Below are 24,403 nucleotides of genomic sequence, written 5' to 3' on the forward strand. Positions count from 1 at the left end.
ACTTTCTTTGTTATACACGTGTGAGATTTACTTTTTATCCAAAAATTACCGAATAACTTTGTCACAAACTCTCTTGACTTCCATCTCCGCTCTGTATAAAATGAGCACGAACATTTTCTTATGAAATAAATATTGCGTTTTAACGAAAGGAAATTTCGCTATGAATCCATCTAAAAAACGATTAGGACGCCGGGCAATGATGATGGTCGTCGGTATCCTCTTGATCGGTATCAGTGTGGGACTCTTCCGCCTAGCCGCATTTGGCGTAGACCCCTTTTCCTGTATGAATATGGGGATCAGTGGGTTTTTACATATGAGTTTCGGCAATTGGCAGCTGATCGCAAACATCCTTCTACTTGGTGTGGTGTTTTTTACCATTCGCTCCTGTATCGGGTTGGGTACCGTCATCAATATGGTGTTCGTGGGATACCTTGCAGACTTTGTCTGTTGGCTGGCGCAACAAGCAGGATTGGAATTCCCGCTTGCTTTGCGCGTGGTTCTACTCCTTCTCGGCACTGTGATGACCTGTGCAGGCGCCAGCATATATATGGCTGCAGATCTTGGCATTGCTCCATACGATGCTGCCGCTTATGTTCTTTTGAAAGCAATCAAGAACCGCATTGCGTTCCGCTGGGCACGCATTACAACGGATGTTGTCTGTGTAGCCGTTGGCACGATTTTCTGCCTGATTGCACAGAATGAACTCTCGGCGATTGTGGGTATCGGCACCATTATCACCGCCTTTTTAACGGGTCCCTTGATCCAGTTTTTCCGCACACACCTCGCAGAACCCATGTTAGGTCAAACAGGAAAAGGCACGGGTTCCAATCGCTCTCCCGTTCAAGAAAGTGCCTAAAGAGGGAACGAAGGCCACCCTGGCAAGTTCGATGTGTTTTTACATGATGGGCGATCGAAAGGCTTGCACGGTTTGAAAGAATCAGGTTGGTTCGCCGCATTTTCCTATAAATATAGGCAAATGTATGCAGGAATTATCTGAATAATCTGCCTTACTTACCTTTGTAGGCAAATTCAGCTGACTATCATGGTAGCTTTCATCTGCGAACTATGCTATATCCAATTAAAGGGTATCTACTTGGCAGATTGTTCTCCGTTGGTCCCACAGGCGTCTCCAGGGGCATGGATTGATTTATGAGAGTTTCCTCTTTATCCATATACTTTTGGAACAAATCCTTCTTTATAAAATGGCTGTCCCAAATAGCTTCGCCCGCACGGCTTGGTTCTTTTTATCTTCTAATTTTAATGTACTCCCATAAACCGCTGTCCATTGGTGCCGGTCATTTTGTTATCAAACACACAACATATGAAATAGAATACAAATAGGGCGCCCTATCTCCCGGCCGACTGGCCAAATCAGGGCGCCCTTGCTTTATTTATGTGTAGACAGCTGCTCTGTACAGCGCTTGCGCTTTTCAATTGATCGGGAACGACCGCCCTTTGTCTAAACAATGCAGCGGACATCCCCTCCAACAATCCTATATAGTCTCTAAATAGAAATGTGAATCGTCAAAAACGGTTCTCTCCTATCTAACGTCCACTACCTGCTTTCTACAGGCTCAGGGGTTGGACATATGTATCGAAGCCTAGCGCTTAGTCAGCGTACTTGTTCTCGCTGTTCCAAGAATACATCTTGCGCAACTCCTTGCCCACAGCCTCAAGCTGGTGAGATGCCTCAATGCGACGGCATGCATTGAAATGTGCACGGCCGTTCTTGTTCTCGGCAATCCAACGGCTAGCAAAAGTGCCGTCCTGAATCTCGGAGAGAACCTTCTTCATTTCTTTCTTGGTGTCCTCCGTGATGATGCGCTTGCCAATCTCATAATCGCCATACTCCGCGGTATCAGAGATCGAATAACGCATCATGGAGAAGCCGCCGCTATAAATCAGGTCGACGATCAGCTTCATCTCATGGATGCACTCAAAGTACGCGTTCTCCGGCGCATAGCCCGCCTCGACCAGCGTCTCAAAACCCGCCTTCATCAACGCGCAGACGCCGCCGCAGAGGACGCACTGCTCGCCGAACAGGTCTGTTTCCGTCTCAATCTTAAAGGTGGTCTCCATAATGGCCGCACGTGCGCCGCCCAGTCCGGCACCATAAGCCAGAGCGATGTCCAGGCAATGGCCGGAGGCATCCTGATACACAGCCACCAAGCACGGCGTTCCCTTCCCCTCCTGGAACTCGCTGCGGACCGTATGGCCCGGCGCCTTCGGGGCAATCATAAATACGTCGACATTCTTCGGCGGAACGATCTGGCCGAAATGGATGTTAAAGCCATGTGCAAATGCCAGTGCTTTTCCCTCGGTCAGGTACGGCTCGATGTCCTTCTTATACATATCCGCTTGGCGCTCGTCCGGGATCAGGATCATAATCACGTCGGACGCCTTGGTGGCCTCCGGAACGGTCATAACCGTTAAGCCAGCCTTTTCTGCTCTCTCACGGCTTTTGCTGCCCTCATACAGACCGACAACAACATCGACGCCGCTTTCCTTCAGGTTCAGCGCATGCGCATGTCCCTGGCTGCCGTAACCGATAATCGCAACTTTTTTGCCCTTCAGAACGTTGATGTCGCAATCGGCTTCATAATAAATCTTTGGCATAATACATTTCCTCCTTGCCGTTCGCCGGCAATAAATTTATTTGGCTACCGGGGGATGGACCCGGCAGAAGTTTGGAACAGGCCGGTTACGGCCTGGCAGACTATCAACTGTCAGTTTCCCTTACGGCGGGCCACAGCGGACCCCTTTTCAATCGCAAGCGCGCCTGCGCGCACGATCTCTTTGATGCCATATGGCTTTAAAAGGCTAATCAGTGTCTCGGTGCGCTCCACACTGTCGGTAAATTGTAGGGTCAGGCAGTCCGTGGCAACGTCCACGATCTGCGCATTCATCAGCTCTGCGATCTTCATGACCTCCGCGCGCTGTTGTGCATTACTACTCACCTTAATCAGCGACAGATAACAGCTGTAGAAGGAACCCGGCTGAAGCACACGCACTTTAATGACCGGAATCACCTTGTTCAACTGTTTTTCCACCTGTTCTACAATGTGCTCGTCGCCGTTGACAACAATCGTAATACGGGAAATCGTGTGATCCTCTGTCTCACCCACGGCGAGGCTGTCTATATTGAATCCACGGCGCGCAAACAGGCCGGAAACCTTGTACAGCACGCCGGGCTGGTTCTCTACCAGAATCGAAATGGTATATTGCATGGCGGTCCCTCCTTATATGGATGGTGTTTCCGGATCGACGTTGCACACCAGGATAAACGCCCGGTTGCTTTGTAGCATGTGTTGAGCCAGCTCTTTGGCCTGCGCATTATTCTCTGCGCGCGCCGCCTCGATGCCGTAGGACTCCGCGAGCTTGACAAAATCTGGGTTGCCGTTCTCCAAAATTGTCCCAATGTGCCGGCAACCATACAACTTATCCTGGAATTCACGCACCATGCCGAGGCGCTGGTTTTCCATCACAATGATCTTGACATCCACATCGTTTTGAATCAACGTGCCCAACTCGCACATACACATCTGGAACGAACCGTCGCCGCAGACTGCCGCCACCTGCCGGTGGGGTTTGGCGATCTTCGCGCCGATAGCCGCAGGTACGGAATACCCCATGGTTCCTAAACCGCCGGAGGTCAGGAACCGGCCCTCTTTCACATTGAAATTGCGCGCAGCCCAGATCTGGTTCTGTCCGACATCCGCAACCAGAATTGCGTCATCCTTCATCATCGCAGAGAGATCCCGGATGAACACCCGCGGCTCCACGCAGTCCTCTCGCGCTTCGCCGCGCGGCGGATATTTCGCCTTTAATCCAAACACCCGGTCAATCCATTCCTGCGACACAGTGTTCTCCACCTTTGCCGCCAAGTCCGAGAGCACCAAACGGATGTCTCCCACAATCGGAATGTGGGCCGTCATATTTTTTCCGATTTCTGCCGGATCAATGTCGATGTGGATAATCTTGGCCTTTTCCGCCAAACTCTCCGGCGCCGCAACCGCACGGTCGCCCACACGTGCGCCGCATAGAATCACCAGGTCCGCCTCGCTCATGGCCTTGTTGGCGCTGGTGCGGCCGTGCGAACCGATCATCCCCAGATAATAAGGGCTGTCCATCGGCATAACGCCGATGCCCATCATCGTGGCAGCCACCGGAATTCCACTGTTGCGGGCAAACGCGATCATTTCCTCGCGCGCACCGGCCGACACGACCCCGCCGCCACAGCAAATCACCGGACGTTCTGCCTCTTTAATGGCCTGTAACGCCTTTTTGATCTGCATCGGGTGCCCCTGTGTGCGGGGCTTATATCCAATAATATCCGCCTTTGCGGGATAGTTGAACGACTCCACCTCCTGAAGCTGAATGTCCGTGGGGACGTCGATCAATACAGGCCCCGGGCGGCCCGTCGTTGCAATGTGAAACGCTTCTTTAAAGATGCGGGGCAAACTCGCCGCATCCTTCACCAGATACGAATGCTTTGTGAACGGCTGACAGGCGCCCGTGATGTCCGCCTCCTGGAACACATCGCGCCCCAACAGCCAGGAATTCACCTGCCCGGTAATCGCAATCAGCGGTATGGAATCCATGTAGGCCGTCGCAATACCAGTAATCAAATTGGTGGCGCCGGGGCCGGAAGTCGCAACGCAAACGCCCGGCTTGCCGCTGGCACGGGCATAGCCGTTGGCCATATGCGCAGCATTCTGTTCCTGCCGCACCAACACATGCTTTATATCTGTTTTGGTGATATAATCGTAGAAAGGGCAGATCGCTGCACCCGGATAACCGAACAAATAGGAAACGCCTTCGTTTTGCAGGCATTTCACCATGATTTCCGCTCCGCTAATCATAGGGCCACTCCTTCTCTATACAAAACTGCATCCAACGCCGGCCAGTTCCCGGCGGCAGCATTCGCATTTCTTGTCGCTTTTATTATTTAACTTATTATAGTATTGTTCGGTTTTTCCGTCAAGAGAAAGGTGTGAAGGATTCCTGTTGGGAAATACAGCGAGGAATGGAACATTCTTCAAAAAATGCCCGGCGGATGGTTCATCCGCCGGGCTGCAAGCTGCGTTATTCGCTCATATATTTCTCGATCACATCTTTGTAAAGATGCCGGTAAAAGGAAGAATCCCCTGTATCCAGATTCAGTTCTTCGTTGGTCATGTCGTCTATGTCGGCCGCCGAACACGTCCCGGGGGCTACCACCGGGTACCGCCCCTTTTCTCCGCAAATAGGAGTATACGTATCTTTCCAACGTTTGCTGTTTTTCGGAGGATTGTCAAAGAACATCAGGTACTCCTTGCCCACTTCTGAAGGAAGATAATTTCCAAAATGTACAAGCGTCTTTTGGCCGTCGGACTCATCGATGTAATATTCCTCACCTACTTGAATGACATCCCCCACTTCAAAATCGCCTTTATACACTTTGGTAATTTCAAAGGAGGAAATCGTCGCGCCATAGAGCGTTATACTTTCATCCCCTTGTAAATCCTCTCTTGGATCGTCATAGAACTTTCCCTGTACAATCTGTTTGGACAAGTCCTCCAGTTCTTCCAAAGACCCCGCATCAAAGAGCAGGTCTTCTTGAATACTCCTCGTTTGCATTTTCTGGCCGCAACCAGAACATGCTGCGGTTACAAATAGCACCATCATGATAACCGATATACATTTCTTCATGAAAATCCCCCCTACTTCTCATATTTATGAATCATGTTATATTCGTCGTGCTCTGTAATCTCATGCGACACATAGTCCGAATCTTTCGTTTTCCACATGATCGCCTTATCTCCACATGTAGGATGCGCTAGGCCTAGCGCATGTCCAAATTCATGTGTTATCGTTTTCATTTGGCCTTTCTCTGATTGGTTCATGAATGTAGCTGTGTTCAAATATATTTTAGCTTGAACATAATTACTATCATCACCACTAAGATCGGTGACCTGTGTCGGTTCGCCAAATAATCCTTCTTTGTACACTTCCGTATAGCCTAAAGTGTTTGTATGCATCTTTTCATAGGCATAGACATGAAGTTCTACTCCATCCATCATATAATCTTCATCCATGGTACTTGTACTATGGCGGACCTTATCAAAGGAAACTTCACGGCTTATTCCATTCCAGGCTTGAATCGCTTTTGTAAATTGTGATGATGAAATTGCATAGTCTTGCTCGCAATATTCCAATGCTGACGGGTGGATCTGGACTTCCAACTGACTGGCATCCTCCCATCTCCCTGCCCAGTCTTCTAAATCATACGTAATCTCAATCATTCTTGCAGCGCTATTGTCCGATGGATCAATGTCTCCGCTAACCTGATTCGGATCGACTACTATGCCCAAATTGACATCCTGTTTTCTGTCGAATATGAGTTGGATGGATAAGTTCGCAATTTTTCCCGCTGGAAAATCAATTGTTTGGTATCCAAGCGTCTTGACCCCATTCAGAATATATACTGGAACTTGATAAGCATTTAAAGTCCCTAAATTAGCGATTCGCGCCTCAAATTCATGATTTTTATTCGACTCTAACGCATCGCCTTCCGGGGATTCCAAAGATAATACACGCAGGGAAACACAATCTTCCCACCGAAAAGACCGGCTTACTGTATTGTTTGCTGTATTGGTCTCTGTTACCCCATCGGGGAGCCAAACCGACACCAACACAGTATGTGTTCCACCGACTTTACTGGTAAAGTTCAAATTCAGTGTAACGGCATTATTGGGATTCATGGTAACACTGACTGCTTTTGAGGTCATCAAGTTTCCATCCATATATACAGAATAATGAAAACCCGTAATCTGGGTAGAACCGCGATTTACAATGTCAGCTGAAATTTGGACACTGGTCATATTCGGGAACGGCTCCGTGTTATTTGGCGCTCGAAGATTTAAAACTGCCAAATCCGTCCCCGTAGTATTTGCCGTATAAGCCTGCAAATGGTAAGAATCCTTTACGCCGCCCTCCCATTCTTGAATGGTTGTCTCATCCAAGTTAGGAAGTGCCTCTTCATACAACTCTTCTGACAGTTCCTCTTCAGAAACAGAAAAATCAACCATTTTCGCAGAATTTTCGAGCTCTGGCTCTTGGCTGGTTGACGGATTCCCCTCGTGAATTTGATCGGATTTCCCCGCGTTTTCCGCAAACGCCTGCCCAGTTATGGCAAGCATAAATACGGCACATACGGGCCAGGCCATTATCTTTTGCGAAACATTTTTCTCAGTTTTTAAATCTTTCCATATATTGTCTTAAACTATTTAAAGATTCCCATTAGAACCACCTCTGTAAAAAATCTATATATTAACAACGATATTTTCTAAATAGAAGTAGACCATTTTTTTGCAAAAATTATGTGATATTTTTTCACCTTTGACTACTAATATATTTTTCTGATAGTTTATTGACTCTTCCTCAAATCTAATAAGAACAACTGTATGCTCAATACATTTAATAAAAACAAACCGCCGCAGAAATCCATTCCGCGGCGGTTCGTATTTTGTTACAGGCCCTTCCTATAGAGTAAAACATCAAGCGCATCGCAGATTTCCGCCGTGGTGGCCTCCTTTGATAAATCCTGGCCAGCGCTCTATGAAACGGTATAAATACCCGTAAATTTTTCCCATTTGCAAGGAAATCCCTTCCTCGGTGGTATTATAGGTGAGAGGGGTGAAGGACGTGCGAACGAACGCAGAAATTGAGCGCGTGGTGGACGAATACGCCACTATGCTGCTGCGCGTAGCATATTCTCAACTGAATAATCGAGCGGAAGCGGAGGACGCCGTGCAGGAAGTCCTCCTGAAATACATCGAAAAAGCGCCTACCTTCCAAAGCGAGGAGCACGAAAAGGCCTGGCTGCTCCGCGTGACCATCAATCACTGTAAAAACCATCTGGCTTCCGCATGGTTCCGAAAACGAGCGGATTTAGACGAAGGGATTCCTGCATTGGATAGCGCAGAGCTCGAAGTGGTCACTGCGGTTGCCGCCCTTCCGGTCAAATATCGCGCAGTGGTCCACTTATATTATTTTGAGGGCTACTCCACCAAAGAGATCGCAGATATCCTGCACAGCCGGCCTAATACGGTTTCGTCCCGTCTCAGCCGTGCGCGTGCATTGCTGGCGAAAGCCTTAAAGGAGGAAATCGTATGAAGCAGGAATACCAATCCGCCTATCGGAAGCTGCACGCGGACCAAGCTTTCCGCGATCGCCTGATACACACTCTGGAAGGACATGACGAACCCCGGCGCGTACGGCCGCGCTGGCTGGTCCCCGCTGCATTAGCAGCCTGCCTGATCGTCCTCTTTGGGCTCGGCGTACCCACTTTACAGCGCGTCTTGCAACCGATCGAAAGCACGTCCAGTGTGCCGTCCTCCAATGAGGGCGCCATCCTCGGCAGCGATGGGCTCTATCGCGACAGTCAGATCAAAAATATTCTGTGCCTGTGCACGGATGACAACGGTGACGGCAATGCGTTGATGCTTCTCTCGATCGATCATCGAAATGGAAGCCTTAAACTCAGCAGTTTTCTCCCCAGTTTAAAGGTCAAGGCAGCAGACAATACAGAACAAATTCTCTCCGCCCTCTTCCAAAAGGAAGAAAATGGGGACGAAGCCGTTTCACTGATTCAACAGAATTTTGGTCTGGCTGTGGATGGCTATATCTGGATGGATTCCAGTGCTGTAGAAGCTGCCATTGACGCTATGGGCGGCGTAACCTTGGAGCTTTCCGAAGAAGAAGCTCGTTACTTTGCCCTGAGCAGTTCCTTAGAGATCTCTTTGGGTGGTGGTTTTGCCGCAGGAGAGTACACATTGACCGGCCCACAGGCGCTGTTTTTTGGACGCCTGCACATAGGCTCCGATTACGACCGCATGCTCCGGCAACAAAAGGTGGCGGAGGCCATCTTAAAACAGATTTGGGAGGATTCATCCAGCGCTTCTGAGCTCTTGGAGGCGCTGATTCCAAAGGTGCGGACCAATTTAAACCTGCCAACTGTATTGGACATCCTTTCTTCCATGGATACTTTCCCAGGAAATTTCTTCTCTACGCACGATGTACCGGACCACGACCCGGATGATTTGTTTGGAGGGGAATCGAGCGACCTGCGAACGCTCTCGCAAGAGCTGATTGCCTTTGTCTACGGGAGTGCTGTACAACAAAGCGGTGTTGTGCGCGGTGAGGATGGCCTCTATCGCGATACACAGGTAACCAATCTTCTGTTGTGGGTAGGCGCTAAGGACAACACGGCGGACTGCGTGATGTTGATTTCCTTAGACTCCGCAGACGAGGCTGTCCGTCTGGTGAATTTTGTGCCGGAACTCGCCGTTCAGGTTCCCATCTCAGGAGAACAACCGATCGGGAAAGTTGGCATGGAGGCCGGTAGCGGCTCCCTTTTGCGTACGGCTGTAGAGGAATCCTTTGGCGTGGCAATTGACGGCTATATTCGTGTGGACTATGAACAGGCCGTACAGGTTATCAATGAAAGCGGCGGGGTCCCTTTGCTTCATCCACTGGAAACGGAACCGCTTCTACCCTCAACCAGTCAACATTATTTCGTCGATCCCCAAGCCCCTGACTTCTCCCTTTTAACTGGGCAAGAGGTCTTTGAATACTTGGATTTGTGGGAGGAGGCTGGCATCTCTACTAATCTCGATTTGATGATGAAGCAGGAAGAAGTCTTGGGCGCCCTTCTGCATCAGATGCGGCAGTTGGATACTGAAAAACGCCGCTCACTGACCAACCTCATCGACACAGATCTCACCGATGAGCAACTGACTGTTTTTTTTGAATCCATCCCTTCCGGTCTGGACTCCGAACAAGACCGAACAATCGAGATGGATGTCCGCCGGATTCCCGTGGATTTCACAGCCCAGACAGCGGATAGGGATATTCTCTATGCCGACCTCTCCACCTGTGCCAGAGGGCTTGCCGAATTCCTCTATGACGACCTGCCAGAGGAGCAGCAGCCAAATGTGGTGGATGGAATTTCTCCTACCGTTGGGAATTCCAACGCAAACTTGGCAAATGGCGGAATTGCTGTGGACGGAGAGGACGGTAGTATTTATTACATCAACTTTGCGGACAACAACCGCATTTACCGTTGGGACGCACAGCACAACACACAGACCGCTCTGACCGATGGTCCGTGTCTCTACCTAAATATCTTTCATGGAGACTTATACTATATTAATATGTCCGACGGAGGTATTTACTGCCTCCCATCCAAGTGGAATCTGACCATTCCGATCTCTTTGGATGACCAGCCGCACAGCGACTTGATCGTAACGGATGCATATCTCTACTATATGCGTGGTGGTGAAATCTATCAGCGTGAAACACGTCCCGTGACGGATGGTTCCAACCTCGGCGCAGAGGCACAGCTTCCCCGTGTGGACGGCGACCTGCTGGGATTACAATGGGGGGATGGAAAACTCTATTACTTCGTACGTACAGAGGCAACCGGGCCGGACGGCAGTCAAAAAATCGCTATGTGCCACGACGACACCCTGGATTGTCTCTTCTCCAACGGCACAGAGGAAGACCAGCCATATGTGCTGGATGGTTCCACCCTGTACTATGCAGCGAGCGGTGCTATTCACCGTATAACAGCAGATGGGACGGACGCCACACTGTTCGATGTCTCCGATTTGGTAACATCCCAGATGGCAGAACAGCCCGACGGAACCATCCTCAACCTCCCCGCAGTCTCGCCCAGCGTGGAGGCGCTTTGGGTGCAGGGAGACACGATGTATCTCTCTACCAACAGCCAGCTATACTGCGTGGACTTGAAGGCATTGTCTCTTCAAACAGAGAAAAAGGCCTCCATTCAAGTCCTTCCTGCAGCTGGTTCTATATGGAATCTGTGCCTTGCTGGAGAATACCTTTACTACACAGGCGACGGAGGCTTCTCCGATACATCCGGTTATCCCTGGCAAACTTGGCGTATCTCGATCAGTGGCACTCCTGTGGTTGAGAGCAACCTTCTCCCTTCCTCCCCATCGACAGAATGGGCTCCTTGACGGGCAATCACACATTCTACGGCAATGCAATTCCCTATCGGCTGATTACGAATCAGCCATCCTACCGACTGAGTTATTCCAGCGTACCTCCGTGAGATCCCGTCCCCACCGTATCCGGATTGTTCCCCTGTCCCAAAATCGACCCTTTCAAATCTACCGCCCTTAGCGGCAGCCAGCGCCGATCGATTAAAACATTCGGGAAAGAGAAAGCCCTGTAAGTATATACTTTGTAAAGAATCGAAAATTAGCCATGGAGAGGATTTTCGGGCAGAAAAAAGACATGTGCGGGCAAAATCCATCCATTTGAACGAACTTGCTGCCGCTTCTTTCTCAAAAAGGGCCGTTTGATTTGTTTCCTGTGATATAATCATTCCAATACCATAGTTGCCATCGATTTTCAAAAGCTAGTTCTAAAAGGAATTGCTAATTACCGATCATTGCATGTGTAAAATCGTATCCTTTCGTTAGAAACTAGGCTAAGGAGAGAGTTTCATCGATCGTTACGGGGCTGTGATCCCTATTTAAAAAGCCGCTGGACATGTCCAAAGGGGTGGCCTGTAGGCACTGAAGTGGCTTACAGGCCGACTGATCGCTCCGGATATGTCCCAGCGGCTTTTTATTTTTCTCCCAATTTTCGGGTAAATCCAACGAAATGTAGTTTTATTCATCAGGGGAACCGAATAGAGAACTATTTTCCAAAATAAGAGAACCTTTCGTTTATCAAGTATCGTCACTTGGCTAAACCGTTCCATACTCATCCCGGATACCTTTGATCTCGTTCTCTTCGATGAACGGGCATCACTTGCACTATCCTAACCAGTTTGTAAAACTCCTGTATTTTCCAATACGCCCCGGCACAAGCTCCTATACAAATAGCAGCGATGAATATTGCTGTTTCAACCTTGTGCTTTTTGCAATATGGTACAAATCTCGAAGCCTGCTCGTCCTGCCTCTCCAACAATTCCGGCTTGCCGGTGTGGCTCATCTTGAAGCAATCTGTTACAATATCATTCAAATCCCCTATGTTTTCTCATTTTCCAAGGTGATTGCGACGAAAGGATACGCAAGTTTATGGCTGTGTATATCTATTGTATAGATGATCTTTAGCCTCTTGATATTCAATGCTTTATACCGAGAACACAAAATCGAATTGGAATTTATTTTTCACATGATTTTTTAATTATTATTTGACAATACGGGAGGATTTCCCATGAAAAGGACTTGCAGAGAAAGCGTTCTCTCTTTCTTGGCTTTTGGGGCCGGGGTCGGCCTTTGTATATGGTTTTGTATTCCTCTATTTTGGGGCGTCTTTCATGTGGGGAACGGGGGCGGAATTCTCTTCAGCCTATTCCTGATAGCCGGCAGTATCTGGTATGTACCCCTGCGGAACCGCATGGAGCGCTCAAAGCACGCTCGTGCTTTCCGCCTTTTCCGCAGAATCAGTTGGACAGGCCTGGCAATCTGTGCCGCGTGGGCAATTTTCTTGACAGGCTGTATGCTATGGCCAGTCCCCGCCCCATCGGGGGAGGGCACTGTGGTGATTTTGGGGTGTAAAGACGGCAGCGCTGCACTACAGACGCGCATCGATACCGCTGCGGATTATCTGAACGCCCATCCGGATACCGTTGCAGTGGCCAGCGGTGGACTGGGTGCAAAAGAATGGCGGTCTGAAGCCGAGGCCATTCGCAGCGGCTTGGAACAGCGCGGCATCTCTTCTGAGCGTGTCTACTTGGAAGATCAAAGCACCAACACAAAGGAAAATTTAGCATATACCTGTGAGATTCTCAAATCGCAATCGCTTAACCCAACTATCATCATTGTCACTGAGCGCTATCATATGTTCCGCGCACTACAGATTGCACAGGAACACAGGGTAACCGCATACGCCGTACCGGCAAAAACGCCCTGGTATATTCTATCCGCCAGCTACGGCCGCGAATTGCTTGCACTGACAAAATTTTATCTGTTCCCTTGGCTTTCATAAAAACACGGCTTTTGCTGCATAATTATGAACTTTTTCCTGTATGAAAATCTACATTTAATGTGAATATTATTCACCTATCATCTCTTATAAAAAGGAACATATTCTGCCACAATCCAGTAAAATTCGTATGATTTATTTCCCTTAATTTGCCACAAATTTTGCCGCATCTTGCGCATAAAAGCAGACCGCGATAAAATAAATGCGCTTTTATCCGCATGCGCTGAAAGCCTTGGAATGAAACCAGGGTATATAAAGCGCCCGCCCAAGGCCCTTCCGCGCGGGGCTTTCGCGCCGGTGAAAGCAGCGATTTGGGTCCGACTGGAGAGGAAAACATTCGGCAACAACGGGTGACCGTTCTCGTCCGGTGTTCCAGTCGGGCCCTGTGGCGCATGCGGCGGAATCCTCCCGAGCCTAGGAATGGGATTCCACCGCAGGCTTTTTCATTTTATGACCGTTTTTTGATAGAGAGTTCCCGGTTGGACAGCTTAAACTCTGTGACGAGTGTATCCATGACCTCCTGAATCACTGCGCTTTGGCGCGGTGTCAGGCCCTCCAACACAATGGTAGTCCGGTTGTCCAGGCCTAGCAGGTAATCAGCAGAAACGCGATACAGCAGGGCCAGCTCTGCGAGCACATTGACCGAAGGAAAAGAAATGTTGTTTTCGTAACTGGATATTGCAGCTCTAGTTATCCCCAGCCTTTGGGCCACCTGCGATTGCGATAAATTCTGTTTTTCACGCAGTTGCCTGAGCCTTAGGCCAAAGTCATACACTACACATCACACCTTCGATGTAATTGTAGTATATCTATGTCAAATAATATTTGCAAAATACATAAAGAAGCGCTTCTAAAAATTGACAAACTTGTCAAACTGTGATACGTTTATGGTTGCAGGGGAAAAGATGAAGCAGGGATGGCCTGGGCCGCGCCTGAGAGCCGCTGCCCACATCGAAAAAGAGGCAAGGATTCTCTTCCGGATTTTCGTCCCCACAGCGGGTATTCTATGTAGCTCTCAGTCCAGGAATCTTATGTATATTCGCGCATCCACAAGCGGTATTTTCATTTTTTCCTGATTGCAAAAGCCGCCCCATGCTAAATAGCATGGGGCGGCTTTCTTTTGTATACAAGCGATCAATAGTTGACCGCACGGCGCTCAAAATAGGCTTGTGGATGTTTACACGCCGGGCAAACCGCGGGGGCCGACTTCCCGATGTGAATATAACCACAATTGCGGCAAACCCATACCGTCTCCTCACCAGCCTTGAATACAATGTCCTCCTTGATGTTCTGTGCAAGCTTCCGATAGCGCTCTTCATGCGCTTTCTCGATGCCTGCCACCAGGCGCATCTGTGCAGCCAATGCAGTGAATCCCTCTTCCTCAGCGACGTCTGCGAAGTTCTTATACATTTCAGTCCACTCATAATTTTCGCCGGTCGCTGCATCCTCCAGATTCTCCAGCGTTGTACCAATTCCGCCGTCGTGCAGGGCTTTAAACCACAGCTCTGCATGCTCCTTCTCGTTGCGTGCAGTCTCCTCAAAAATTGCTGCAATCTGCTCGTACCCCTCTTTTCTCGCCTTGGACGCATAGAACGTGTACTTGTTGCGAGCCTGCGATTCTCCCGCAAATGCTGCCATCAAATTTGCTTCTGTTCTGCTACCTTTTAACTCCATCGTTTTTTCCTCCTGTCTAAGTACCCAATATATTTCAGCCCCGTTCCATACGCGGGCCTGATTGCAATAAAACTCGGGACATAGATAGTCTGCCATCTCTTACCATCTATTATACATGGACATTTCCATAGAATCAATCGGAAAATCCAGTCGAATTTTAGAGAAAAAACATATATTCAAAGAGATCTTTTCAAATATTCCATATCCACACATTGAATTCCATTCTCATAAATAGGTTCCGGATAGAAATCCACAAAAAAATTTGCAACCTTATGGGAAGGGACAAATCCAAATCGTCGGTAATATGGGAGCATCTGCATCGAAGTGCCGACATACATCGTTCGATATCGCTGCGCGTAAGTAGAAAAAAGGAACTGAAGCATTTGCCCTGCATAACCGCGCCTTTGCAAAGGCTCAGCTGTGGCCAGATTTTTCAACTCACATGCATCCGGTCCATACTCCACCACCACGGCCACACAAGCTGCCACACCATCCGCATAGAGTACAAACAAATCGCCCTGGTCCAGATATTTCCCCACCATATCCTTGCTGGGGTCCGCCAATAAGAACAGCGGCATAAAAGCATCTTTGCGCTGCTCAACCTTCATGATCTCCATATCCCTTGCTTTCTCCTTGATGCAGAATGGCGCGATAGATGTCGCGCTTGGCCAGACCGCTCTCTCCTGCCGCCTGTTTTGCTGCCTCGGACGGTGTCAAACCTTGCTCCAGTTTTTCTTGAGCCAGCGCCACCGCCTCTTCCAAGGTATAGATTGCTGCCTCTGGTGCTGAGGCCCCCTCGATCACAAGCACGATTTCTCCCTTAAACGGATCATCCTTGCTGCGCTTCACAGCTTGCGCCAGGGTTGTCCGTACGACTTCCTCATGAATTTTGGTCAGTTCCCGAACAATCGCAATACGCCGGTCCCCCCAAACGTCCAGCATGTCCCGAAGGGTTGCGTAAAGCTTGTGTGGCGCTTCGTAGAAAACCATGGTGCGGCGCTCTGTTTTGACCTCCTCCAGATGGTCCCGACGGCTCTTTTTATTGACGCTCAAAAAGCCTTCAAAGGTAAACCGCCCCGTCGGAAGCCCGGAGATTGCCAGCGCAGAAACGACTGCACTGGGCCCCGGCACCACAAGGACCGGTATTCCCCGTTCGGCACACTGGGCCACTAACAATTCCCCGGGGTCGGAAATGGCGGGCATTCCTGCGTCTGACACCAGGGCACAACTCTCGCCTGCCTCTAACCGGGCCAGAATCTTCTCCCCGTGGTCGCGCTTATTGTGCTTGAAGTAACTGACCAGGGGCTTTTTTACGCCGAAGTGGTTCAGTAACTTCAGCGTGACGCGCGTGTCTTCTGCCGCGATAAAGTCTACTGTTGCCAACGTTTCTATGGCGCGTGGGGAAAAATCCGATAGATTTCCAATCGGTGTGCCGACAACATAGAGTGTTCCCGTCATACATGTCCCTCCTTATAAGAACCGTAAATCTGCAACATCTTCGAAGAGAAACCACCTGCGCCATCCTCCACCAAGAGCACCGGCTCCACGCGAAGGCTGGGCCTTCCGCCACGCACGGCCTGCAGCAGGAACAAAAACGGAGCCTTGTCCGGCCGCTGCTGCACAAAACACAGCCGTTTCGGCTCCAATCCTGCATGTCGAAGGTCTTCCATGGCGCCGGCGAGCCGTTCTGGGCGTAAACAGAAACAAAAACGCCCACCCCACCGCAACTGATATGCAGCCGCGGCAGCAATTTCTGCAAAGGTACAGGTTCCCTCATGCCGCGCAATCGAAAGGCCCTCTTGGGGATTTTTGATCCCTGTACCCTCCGGTTTATAAGGAGGATTGCAGGCGACCAGATCAAGCCCGCGGGGCGGATGTAAATAGGGTAACGCTTTTATATCATGATGTACGATACAAATGGTATCTTTCAACTGATTTCTTTCCACGGATTGCGACGCCAGCTCGCAAGCATCGCTCTGTATCTCAACCCCATAAATTTTTTCAGGCATAAAGCCTTCTCCGGACTGCGCCTTTACACACCAGATCAACGGAATGGCACCGCAACCCGTACCGAAGTCTGCACAGATTTCCCCTCTTTTCGGTGCAGAAAACCACGCAAGCAAAACCGTATCTGTATTAAATCGATGCGTAGAAGAGACGAGCACAGAGACTTTAGAAGAAAGAGGTTCCCAGTGGGGAGAGGTATTGGCCAAGGGAGGCCCTCCTTTCTGATTTCAAAAAATATATAACAAGATTCGTCCCGCTTACTTCAAAGCAAGCGGCATCTTGTTCAAAACGCAAAAAAGGCGAAGCGCATTGGACGCTTCGCCTTTCAGCTTTCTGACGAATGAATTATGCCTGAGCAGGAGCGCCAACTGGGCAAACTTCTGCACATGCGCCACACTCGGTGCAGGTGTCGGGATCGATCACAAACTTGCCGTCTCCCTCAGAGATCGCGTTAACAGGGCAGCCCGCAGCACATGCGCCACAGGAAATGCACTCATCACTAATTGCGTATGCCAAAGGTAACACCTCCATTAAGTTTTACAAGCCTATTTTAACACAGAATACCAAAAAAGCAACAGTTTATTGGTGGTTTGGGAAAATTTTCATTGGCTTCCATCGGCCACTTTGTCGATATTCCAGAGAACTTCTGTGAAGAAACAATTACCGCTGAAATAGCAAAACCGGGAGAAAAAAGGCGTACCTCCTTACTCTCTGGCACAATCCAACTCCACCGGCTTCTCCTCATTTGTCCATTTCAAATGGCGCCAAGGGGTGGAACCTCCGACAACCTTCTCGGAAAGCATCCCTTGCGTTTTTTTATCGAAAAAAGACAGACAATGGAGTATATTCGCATAAGTACAGTATCTATCAGTAAAACAGCGGAAGAAAATTACAACAAATGAAAGAGCCCCATCTATCGACTTATAAAGAGAAATACAGCGTTTAAAAAATGACACTTAAAATAGAATGTCATTTCTTTCGATATAAAACCGAAGTGTACGTCTGCTGGTGTAGAGTTTTGCTTACAAGGCATCGCCGAAAGCTTCTTTCTGTTTTCCGGGAACCTCTTGCCGGTTCGTCTCTTATTTTCACCCTTTCTCTTATAGATGTACTTTTCTACGAATCAGCATGGAAGCCATTCCGATCATCAAATAGATTGCCGCATATCCCCAAAAGGCCGGATCTCCCATGTCAAAAAAGCACCACGCGCCAAATAAAAACAGAATGGCATTCGCGGCTGGAAATCCCCACATTTTCGAAATGTTTCCTCCCGCAAAAGTGCCTGCCACCGCCGAATACGCCGGATTGACGGCAAACAACAACAGGATTCCAAAAAACAGTCCCGCATCGCTAGGGGCAAAAGCGGCCACACATCCAGGCAGCACGATCATAACAAAGACGGAAGCCAACAGCCAAATCCACCATTTTCTTTTCATATATAACCATTTCTTTCTGTCGCGCTGCGAGGTGCAAAAAATGCTGCAACGTAGTGCCTCGGGCGCAACAATACTGTAATTGTTCGAATCATCTTGAGGAAACAGGTACACTCCTGAGCACGCGGATGGAAACGAGTGCAATATGGATGGCCCCCCTTACTGTCCCCCATTCCAAATACATGCTGCCGTCCTTTCACACATCCAGCTGCTGTAGAAGCAGCAGCCACGGCTTTTTCACCCCAAGATGATCTGGCGGCCGTTCCATCTACCGCTTAGATGTTAAGCACGCCTGCGATTTTCACCCGTTTTCAGGGAATTGATTTTGTGGGCCTTCTTCGAGACCATACTCCATTTATACAGCCTCAAACTTTTTTCTCCTTTGGATTCCCTTTGAAAATAAGACCGTTGGGCTAAAACGATGCCTGTCTCCTCGGACGCAAACAAGCCTTTGTCCCAAAAGCTTAGACCCCTGCGGTCCTTTCATCCCCTAAGCACAACCGCCTTCTCCGATCGAGAGGAATCAAAAGGGCCGCCTTGCAGAGTATCCAGCAATGCAGCCCTTCACAATTATTCAGATGGTTTGTCCGTACTCGATTCGGCCTCTTTCGCCCTTTCCGGGGCCTCTGCTACAAGGGGCTTTGGAGGCTCAACTGGGCGGTGCTCCCGCGGTTGTCCTCCACGAGACGCCCGATGCATTCCTTTCGGCGCGCCGGTTGGGTGCTCACTTCCACCGCGCCCCTGCTGTGGAGGACGCCCCTCACTCATGGACTTCGAAACTTCTCCTGCCGCGCGCTGCGGACGCCCTTCCTTCTTTTGCGGACGTTCACGGCGCTCGGTTGTCCGGTTGTTCTGCTGCGCGGGACGTTTTTCACGGTCCTTCGGCGACTGCTCCCGGCGTACCACAGTATTTGGGTCCCGCTGTGGCCGCCGATCCGCCGTGCGTTCCTTTTGCTCGGATTTTTCCGGCTTTTCCTCCTCCAGATCCAGGACGCCTTCCACTTCGAGAAGCTCCTCATCGTCCTCTATATCCGCTTCTGGCTCCTTCTTTTCCATGCCGCCCTTTCCACGCAACAGTTTAACCTGTTTCACCTGGAAAGTCTGTGGCGCAGCCTCTGGAGCGGAATCCAAACGAACCTGCAAGTTGCCCGTGATAATATTTTGGTCCACTACCACGCCCTTGCCCGCCGGGGTCATTACCACAGAGTTCACCGACGGCGTACGGCGCAAAAGATCCGCATACGCCTCCTGCTCATATTTCAGACAACACATCAGCCGCCCGCAAGTACCGGAAATCTTCACAGGGTTGAGCGACAGGCCCTGTTCCTTTGCCATCTTGATGGACACGGGCTGGAATCCGCTTAAAAAAGAGGAGCAGCAAAATGGCCTGCCGCAAATTCCGAGTCCTCCCAACATTTTGGCTTCATCGCGCACACCGATTTGCCGCAATTCAATGCGGGTTCGGAAAACAGACGCCAAGTCTTTGACGAGTTCTCGGAAATCCACACGCCCGTCCGCTGTAAAGTAAAACAAGATTTTGCTGTTGTCAAATGTGTATTCCACATCGACCAGCTTCATCTCCAATTTATGTGCGGCAATTTTCTTGACACAGATGTCAAAAGCGGTCTTCTCCTTGATGGAGTTTTCCGCCACTTTTTTCATATCGTCCTTCGTTGCAAGCCGGATGAGTTTTTTCAGCGGTTGGACAATATCCTCCTCCGCAATCTCCCTGCGCTCCATTGCAACCTCGCCGCACTCCACGCCGCGTGCGGTCTCGACGATCACATTGTCACCGATTTTTATTTCGTACTCTTCCGGGTCAAAGTAATACACCTTACCCATATTTTTAAAACGAACGCCAATTACTTCAGCCATATACAACCTCCCAACCATCGCGGGACCGATGGCTTTCTTTTCCGAATTAGGATGCCCAATTTTTATACATTTCGCCCGTGGGCGGCGGTTCGTATACGGGCGCAAAAGGTCGTCACCAACAGTGCTGCGTTGGCATTCTGGTTCTGTGCCTTCTGCGCGCCCTGAACATATTCCAAAAGACGCATCAACTGGCCGCGTGTCAATGCATGCGCCAACGCTTCGGCGTCCTCTGGTTGGTGCGAAAGACATGAAGTCCCGCCGGCGCGCAAAACACACGCATCGCGGAACAACAAAGCAAGCTGCTGCAAAACACGGCGAAACCGCTCCTTATCTTTTATCAGCGGTGCAGTCAGCTCCAATAGCATGACTTCCCCCGAGGCCGGAATTGCCTGGGAAATCGCCGCAGTAAGCGCCAAGTCAGTATCGGACGGCTGTTCCTCCCCTTCCAAAGTGAAGATCTGCGCACGCGAACGCACCGTTGGCAGGAGCTTTACCGCTGAAGTCACGGTCAGAATAAACATTACCCGTTCCGGCGGCTCTTCAAACACTTTCAAAAGGGCATTCTGCGCCTGCTCCGACATCGCCTCCGCTCCTTCCAAAAGGAATACGCGAAGCGGCGCTTCATTGGGCTTAATATAGGCGTCGGAACGGATTTGCCGCACCGTGTCCACATGGAAAGAGCGCGCTGCTGTTCCACCGCCTGCAATGGTAATGTCCGGGTGGGCGCCTGCCGCTGCCTTCATGCAGCCGGAACAGCGCCCACAGGGCCGTTCCCCTTCCCCCGTACACACCGCTGCTTTGGCGATCCACCGCGCCAGTCCCGCCTTTCCAGAGCCTGCCGGGCCCTCCAAGATCATCGCATGCGGTAGGCGGGATTCCGCAAAAGCCCGCGAAAGGCTTTGCTTGACCCCCTCACTACAGCTAATTCCTTCAAAATTCATACCTTTTCAAAGCGATCCACGTCGAGCACGAAGATGGTCGCGCCGCCGACTGTAACTTCAATCGGCACAGAGGTGTACAGCCCTGCATCCATCGTGGAGGTGCTGGGTACAATCTGTGTACGCCTGCTGCTCTGTTTCCGGATGATGTCGATGACCTTCTCGACTTGATCGTCCTCCACACCGGAGATAAACGTCGTATTGCCAGCCATCAAAAAACCGCCTGTAGTCGCTAATTTTGTGACAGAGAATCCCTCCTGTGTCAACGCAGAAGAGACCATGCTGCTATCATCCTTACTCACAATTGCAAGTACCAGTTTCATCGAAAATCCCTCCGTTGATTCTGGCCAACCCAAACGGGCGGCCCATGTGGCAAGGTTATTCCTAAAACTCTGCCGATATGTTCTCTTTGACCGCTTCTGAACCTTGCGGTTTCAAAATGCATGCCAATCGCCCACTGTGGGCAAGTGAATCCTTTCTGTACCTAAGTATGCAGAAAGTTTCTTTCTTATTTTAGCACTTTTATGGATGAAAAGCCATAGGCGCGCAAAAAGTCCATCGCGTCTTTTGTAATTTCCTCTCCCGGCATTACAACGGGCACCCCCGGTGGGCACGGACATGCCGGTTCTGCTGCAATCCTCCCAGCGCTTTCTTCCAGATAAATCCATTCGGACGGGGCCAATACGGCCTCCCGAAGAGAAATCCGCGCAGGAGGGAGGGGCGGTATCCCGATTGTATGGGGAACAGGCTTCCTCTCCAGCCCCCTAGGAAGCGGAACCGCCTTCCTCGCCTCGCGGTCTGCCAACAGACGAATCCCGATTTCCAACCGTTCAAAATCCCGCTCCCTGTTAAATGGCGTAACAATCAACACAACAAACTGGCTATCCGCATATTCCGGCTCGCAGCCCGCATGCCGGAGGATCTCCGCCGCCTCCAGCCCGGACAATTCCACGGAGGAAGCGTCCAACGTAATGCGCGTTGGGTCCCAGCGGCGCGGATCTTCCCACCAGCCCATTCCGGGAACATGTAGCCCGGATTTCTCCGCCTGCTTTTTAAGTTCACGCACTCGGGACTGTAAATGACAAAACTCCGCCCGGCCATGCTCTTCCAGCCATGCCCGGCACCAGTCCAATGAGGCCATGATCGGATAGGACGGGCTGGTCGAACCAAACAGGGCCATTGCATTCTTTGCGTCACGAACAAACCGTTCGTCCGCAATGTTCAACCAGGCGCCTCCGGTCAAGACATTGAGCGTCTTGTGCGCCGAACAGGCGGTCATGGAGGCCCCCAGCGCAATTGGATGCAGGACGGGCTCCGTGAAGAAGAGGTGCGCGCCGTGGGCATTGTCCACAAGCAAGGGGATTCCCTGTTCCCGGCATGCCGCGGCAATCGCAGGGATGTCTGCCAACTCCCCGTAATAATTGGGACTGGTCATGTAGACCGCCCGCGCATCGGGGTGCAAGGCGACCGCATCCGCGAGTTCCTCTGGAAGAGCCCAGACGGGTTCCAGGCCCAACAGTGCCATGGCGTTCACCGCGGAGCGGTGCACCACACGCCCACACAGGATCTTCCCCCCGTTTGGCGCGGCCAGGCGCAGCATCGCCTGAATACAAAGGGAACACCCTCCTGCGGAGAACAACGTCCGCTTTGTGCCAAAGAGCCGCGATGCAGCCTGCTCCGCGCGCAGAATGGGCCCTTCGGCCTCAAAAAGGCTGTCGGTATCCGGCAATTCTGTAAAATCGAGCGTTAAAAGGTCGTCCGGCAATGCAGCTGGATTGTTTTTATGTCCGGGTGTATGGAAGGCCGCGCGGTGCAGGGCGCGGTGCTCCATTAATGCGGTGTAAAGAGGCGTTTCAGACATGGGATGGGTCCTTTCTCATAGATTGTAACATCTTATATTTGTTATAAATAATTACATTTTCGTAATATAAAAAGTTTTTGTCCTCATTTTGTTTTCCTGATCGTTGTTAATATATAGAAAAATTTTTATACTTTTGATGAAGGGTGGTGCATTCCATTGAGATCGTGTAGCAAAATAGAATTCATTAAAATTATCATATTTGAAAGGAGTAATTATAATGAAAACTAAAAGAATATCGTCTAAATGGATTGCTCTGCTTTGTGCTTTTTCACTTTTCTTTTCTAGTACAGGTATTTTGTCCACAATTGCAAAAGCGGAAGAAAATGATTATACCAAAATACAACAGGTCATCCATTCCTATTTCGATTCTCTTTATTCCTCATTGGTTTCTGGTAAAGCAGAAAATACCAGTACTATTTTAGGAGATACGGCACTAGCATCTATTCCACAAAAAATTATTGAGAAAAGGACTCTAATAGCAACTACCTTAAATGATCCTATCGATTCCTATGATGTCGAAATCACCTTTAATAATTTGGATGTCCAAGATAACTATGCATTGGCAGAGATATGGAAGTATGCTGAATACCATTATGTCCACGCCTCCGATGACCTACTTTCCGCTGAGGGCTGTCCTTATTCAATACTTTTGCAAAAAACAGACGGAAAATGGGAAATTATGGCCATGACTTCAGAAAGCGACATCGATTTGAGAGAAGTACAAGATGCACTAAACATACCTACGAATCTATCCCTTCGGGCACAAAAGACTTCTATTACACAGGAAATGGTTGACAACTATTTCTCTCAAAGCGCGGCGTGTATTCGCGAAGTGGCAAAAACGCCTAAAGTATCCGTTTCTATCATGCCAAATAATCAGAAACGTTCTCCCTATCTATACCCCTTCAACGGGCAACGTGCTCAAAAATATGCTCGACAATTTGCAAATGAAAAAAACGACATGACCGCTGATGAAAAAATTTTTAATGAATATAGTGCTGATTGTACTAATTTCGTTTCACAATGTCTCTGGGCCGGATATGGCGGTTGGTTTGATACACAGACCGTCGCATATAACCGTAACCGTGTCATTAATGAGGCCAGAATGGTTCCTGGGTCCTGGACGGGAAGCGTTTATAATCAATCAAATAACAGCACATACTCATGGATAAACGTTGATGGCCTATATAACTTTTTAGTTGGATCTCATACATATGGTCCTGTAATCGATACATCAAACATTCAATCTGGCCCTACATCTAGTTTTAATTGGAGTACAGTCGGTTATTGTGACATACTTCAATTTAACCAAGATGGTAGTGACTGGGGACATTCTGCGTTTGTTACAAATGTTGAAGATACTTCTAGTGGGAGACGAGTGTATATTTGTGCACACAGTGCAAACTTACGCGATGAAAGTGTTACCCGTTTCTCTACTTGGGCAAAAACCCGTGATTTAAAAGTTCTATCCGCTACCTTTAATCAATAATCTTTCTTATGGCAAGCACTGTTTTTCACAACAAATATCGTTTGATATGTTGTCTACAAATAAAGGAGGGCGGCCGCCTTGAAAAAGTTTTGTGTTTTCTTACTATCCCTATCCTTTTTCA

The 24,403-nt window shown here is 49.5% G+C and carries 21 protein-coding genes and 1 pseudogene; 6 read left to right on the top strand and 16 right to left on the bottom strand.

The window, feature by feature from the left end; genetic code table 11:
- Positions 1–160: 160 nt before the first annotated feature.
- Entirely contained in the window at positions 161–856 is a 696-nt protein-coding gene (locus B9Y59_RS14110) for a YczE/YyaS/YitT family protein (protein WP_054324492.1), read from the top strand.
- Between the two features lie 752 nt (positions 857–1,608).
- Here the strand turns inward: B9Y59_RS14110 and ilvC are convergent.
- The 5 genes from ilvC to B9Y59_RS14135 all read right to left on the bottom strand — a co-directional run bounded on the left by ilvC (position 1,609) and on the right by B9Y59_RS14135 (position 7,181).
- Positions 1,609–2,616 carry a ketol-acid reductoisomerase gene (ilvC, locus tag B9Y59_RS14115; RefSeq protein ID WP_085534237.1) on the bottom strand — a complete coding sequence of 336 codons (1,008 nt, stop codon included), beginning with the start codon at positions 2,614–2,616 and terminating at the stop codon, positions 1,609–1,611.
- A 110-nt stretch (positions 2,617–2,726) separates the two neighbouring features.
- Positions 2,727–3,227 carry an acetolactate synthase small subunit gene (ilvN, locus tag B9Y59_RS14120; protein ID WP_054324491.1) on the bottom strand — a complete coding sequence of 167 codons (501 nt, stop codon included), beginning with the start codon at positions 3,225–3,227 and terminating at the stop codon, positions 2,727–2,729.
- 12 nt (positions 3,228–3,239) lie between these two features.
- A complete protein-coding gene (gene ilvB / locus B9Y59_RS14125; protein WP_085534239.1) occupies positions 3,240–4,862 on the bottom strand; it encodes a biosynthetic-type acetolactate synthase large subunit in 1,623 nt (540 codons plus the stop codon).
- 223 nt (positions 4,863–5,085) lie between these two features.
- Positions 5,086–5,691, bottom strand: a complete 606-nt coding sequence (locus B9Y59_RS14130) for a hypothetical protein (RefSeq protein ID WP_085534241.1) — start codon at positions 5,689–5,691, stop codon at positions 5,086–5,088.
- An 11-nt stretch (positions 5,692–5,702) separates the two neighbouring features.
- Positions 5,703–7,181: a CARDB domain-containing protein gene (locus tag B9Y59_RS14135; protein ID WP_158089048.1), complete on the bottom strand. Its 1,479-nt coding sequence runs from the start codon at positions 7,179–7,181 to the stop codon at positions 5,703–5,705.
- 505 nt (positions 7,182–7,686) lie between these two features.
- Between B9Y59_RS14135 and B9Y59_RS14140 the strand changes: the two genes are divergently transcribed.
- From B9Y59_RS14140 to B9Y59_RS14155, 3 genes are all read left to right on the top strand, one after another.
- Positions 7,687–8,157 (top strand): sigma-70 family RNA polymerase sigma factor, encoded by a 471-nt coding sequence (locus tag B9Y59_RS14140; RefSeq protein ID WP_082402253.1) that lies wholly within the window; start codon positions 7,687–7,689, stop codon positions 8,155–8,157.
- Complete coding sequence (locus B9Y59_RS14145) at positions 8,154–11,024, top strand: LCP family glycopolymer transferase (RefSeq protein ID WP_085534245.1); 2,871 nt, start codon at positions 8,154–8,156, stop codon at positions 11,022–11,024. The genes B9Y59_RS14140 and B9Y59_RS14145 overlap by 4 nt, the downstream gene beginning before the upstream one ends.
- Before the next feature lie 1,210 nt (positions 11,025–12,234).
- Complete coding sequence (locus tag B9Y59_RS14155; RefSeq protein ID WP_054324481.1) at positions 12,235–13,008, top strand: YdcF family protein; 774 nt, start codon at positions 12,235–12,237, stop codon at positions 13,006–13,008.
- Between the two features lie 445 nt (positions 13,009–13,453).
- Here B9Y59_RS14155 and B9Y59_RS14160 read toward each other — a convergent pair whose 3' ends face one another.
- The 6 genes from B9Y59_RS14160 to B9Y59_RS14185 all read right to left on the bottom strand — a co-directional run bounded on the left by B9Y59_RS14160 (position 13,454) and on the right by B9Y59_RS14185 (position 17,202).
- The gene (locus tag B9Y59_RS14160; protein WP_054324479.1) at positions 13,454–13,780 is read right to left on the bottom strand and encodes a helix-turn-helix domain-containing protein; all 327 of its coding nucleotides are present in this window, start codon (positions 13,778–13,780) and stop codon (positions 13,454–13,456) included.
- Between the two features lie 359 nt (positions 13,781–14,139).
- The gene (gene rbr / locus B9Y59_RS14165) at positions 14,140–14,679 is read right to left on the bottom strand and encodes a rubrerythrin (protein ID WP_054324477.1); all 540 of its coding nucleotides are present in this window, start codon (positions 14,677–14,679) and stop codon (positions 14,140–14,142) included.
- 176 nt (positions 14,680–14,855) lie between these two features.
- Positions 14,856–15,296 (bottom strand): GNAT family N-acetyltransferase, encoded by a 441-nt coding sequence (locus B9Y59_RS14170; protein WP_054324476.1) that lies wholly within the window; start codon positions 15,294–15,296, stop codon positions 14,856–14,858.
- Complete coding sequence (gene rsmI, locus B9Y59_RS14175; protein ID WP_085534248.1) at positions 15,277–16,137, bottom strand: 16S rRNA (cytidine(1402)-2'-O)-methyltransferase; 861 nt, start codon at positions 16,135–16,137, stop codon at positions 15,277–15,279. The genes B9Y59_RS14170 and rsmI overlap by 20 nt, the downstream gene beginning before the upstream one ends.
- Positions 16,134–16,892: a tRNA1(Val) (adenine(37)-N6)-methyltransferase gene (locus B9Y59_RS14180; RefSeq protein WP_085534250.1), complete on the bottom strand. Its 759-nt coding sequence runs from the start codon at positions 16,890–16,892 to the stop codon at positions 16,134–16,136. The genes rsmI and B9Y59_RS14180 overlap by 4 nt, the downstream gene beginning before the upstream one ends.
- A gap of 139 nt (positions 16,893–17,031) precedes the next feature.
- Positions 17,032–17,202 (bottom strand): DUF362 domain-containing protein, encoded by a 171-nt coding sequence (locus B9Y59_RS14185; protein ID WP_054324474.1) that lies wholly within the window; start codon positions 17,200–17,202, stop codon positions 17,032–17,034.
- A gap of 89 nt (positions 17,203–17,291) precedes the next feature.
- Between B9Y59_RS14185 and B9Y59_RS14190 the strand changes: the two genes are divergently transcribed.
- Entirely contained in the window at positions 17,292–17,588 is a 297-nt protein-coding gene (locus tag B9Y59_RS14190) for a hypothetical protein (RefSeq protein ID WP_085534252.1), read from the top strand.
- Positions 17,589–17,786: 198 nt separating this feature from the next.
- On the opposite strand, the gene B9Y59_RS14195 is transcribed toward B9Y59_RS14190, so the two are convergent.
- From B9Y59_RS14195 to B9Y59_RS14215, 5 genes and pseudogenes are all read right to left on the bottom strand, one after another.
- Entirely contained in the window at positions 17,787–18,122 is a 336-nt protein-coding gene (locus B9Y59_RS14195; RefSeq protein ID WP_082402251.1) for a hypothetical protein, read from the bottom strand.
- A 1,011-nt stretch (positions 18,123–19,133) separates the two neighbouring features.
- Positions 19,134–19,994 (bottom strand): annotated as a pseudogene (locus B9Y59_RS16340) (PSP1 domain-containing protein); the annotation flags it as partial.
- A 62-nt stretch (positions 19,995–20,056) separates the two neighbouring features.
- Positions 20,057–20,935 carry a DNA polymerase III subunit gene (locus B9Y59_RS14205; RefSeq protein ID WP_085534258.1) on the bottom strand — a complete coding sequence of 293 codons (879 nt, stop codon included), beginning with the start codon at positions 20,933–20,935 and terminating at the stop codon, positions 20,057–20,059.
- A complete protein-coding gene (locus tag B9Y59_RS14210) occupies positions 20,932–21,255 on the bottom strand; it encodes a cyclic-di-AMP receptor (RefSeq protein WP_085534260.1) in 324 nt (107 codons plus the stop codon). The genes B9Y59_RS14205 and B9Y59_RS14210 overlap by 4 nt, the downstream gene beginning before the upstream one ends.
- A gap of 185 nt (positions 21,256–21,440) precedes the next feature.
- On the bottom strand, positions 21,441–22,793 hold the full coding sequence (locus B9Y59_RS14215) for an aminotransferase class I/II-fold pyridoxal phosphate-dependent enzyme (protein ID WP_085534263.1): 1,353 nt from the start codon (positions 22,791–22,793) through the stop codon (positions 21,441–21,443).
- A gap of 217 nt (positions 22,794–23,010) precedes the next feature.
- Between B9Y59_RS14215 and B9Y59_RS14220 the strand changes: the two genes are divergently transcribed.
- Positions 23,011–24,282, top strand: a complete 1,272-nt coding sequence (locus B9Y59_RS14220) for an amidase domain-containing protein (protein ID WP_085534265.1) — start codon at positions 23,011–23,013, stop codon at positions 24,280–24,282.
- Positions 24,283–24,403: the final 121 nt, after the last annotated feature.

The organism is Anaeromassilibacillus sp. Marseille-P3371 (assembly GCF_900169665.1).
GTDB lineage: Bacteria > Bacillota > Clostridia > Oscillospirales > Acutalibacteraceae > Anaeromassilibacillus.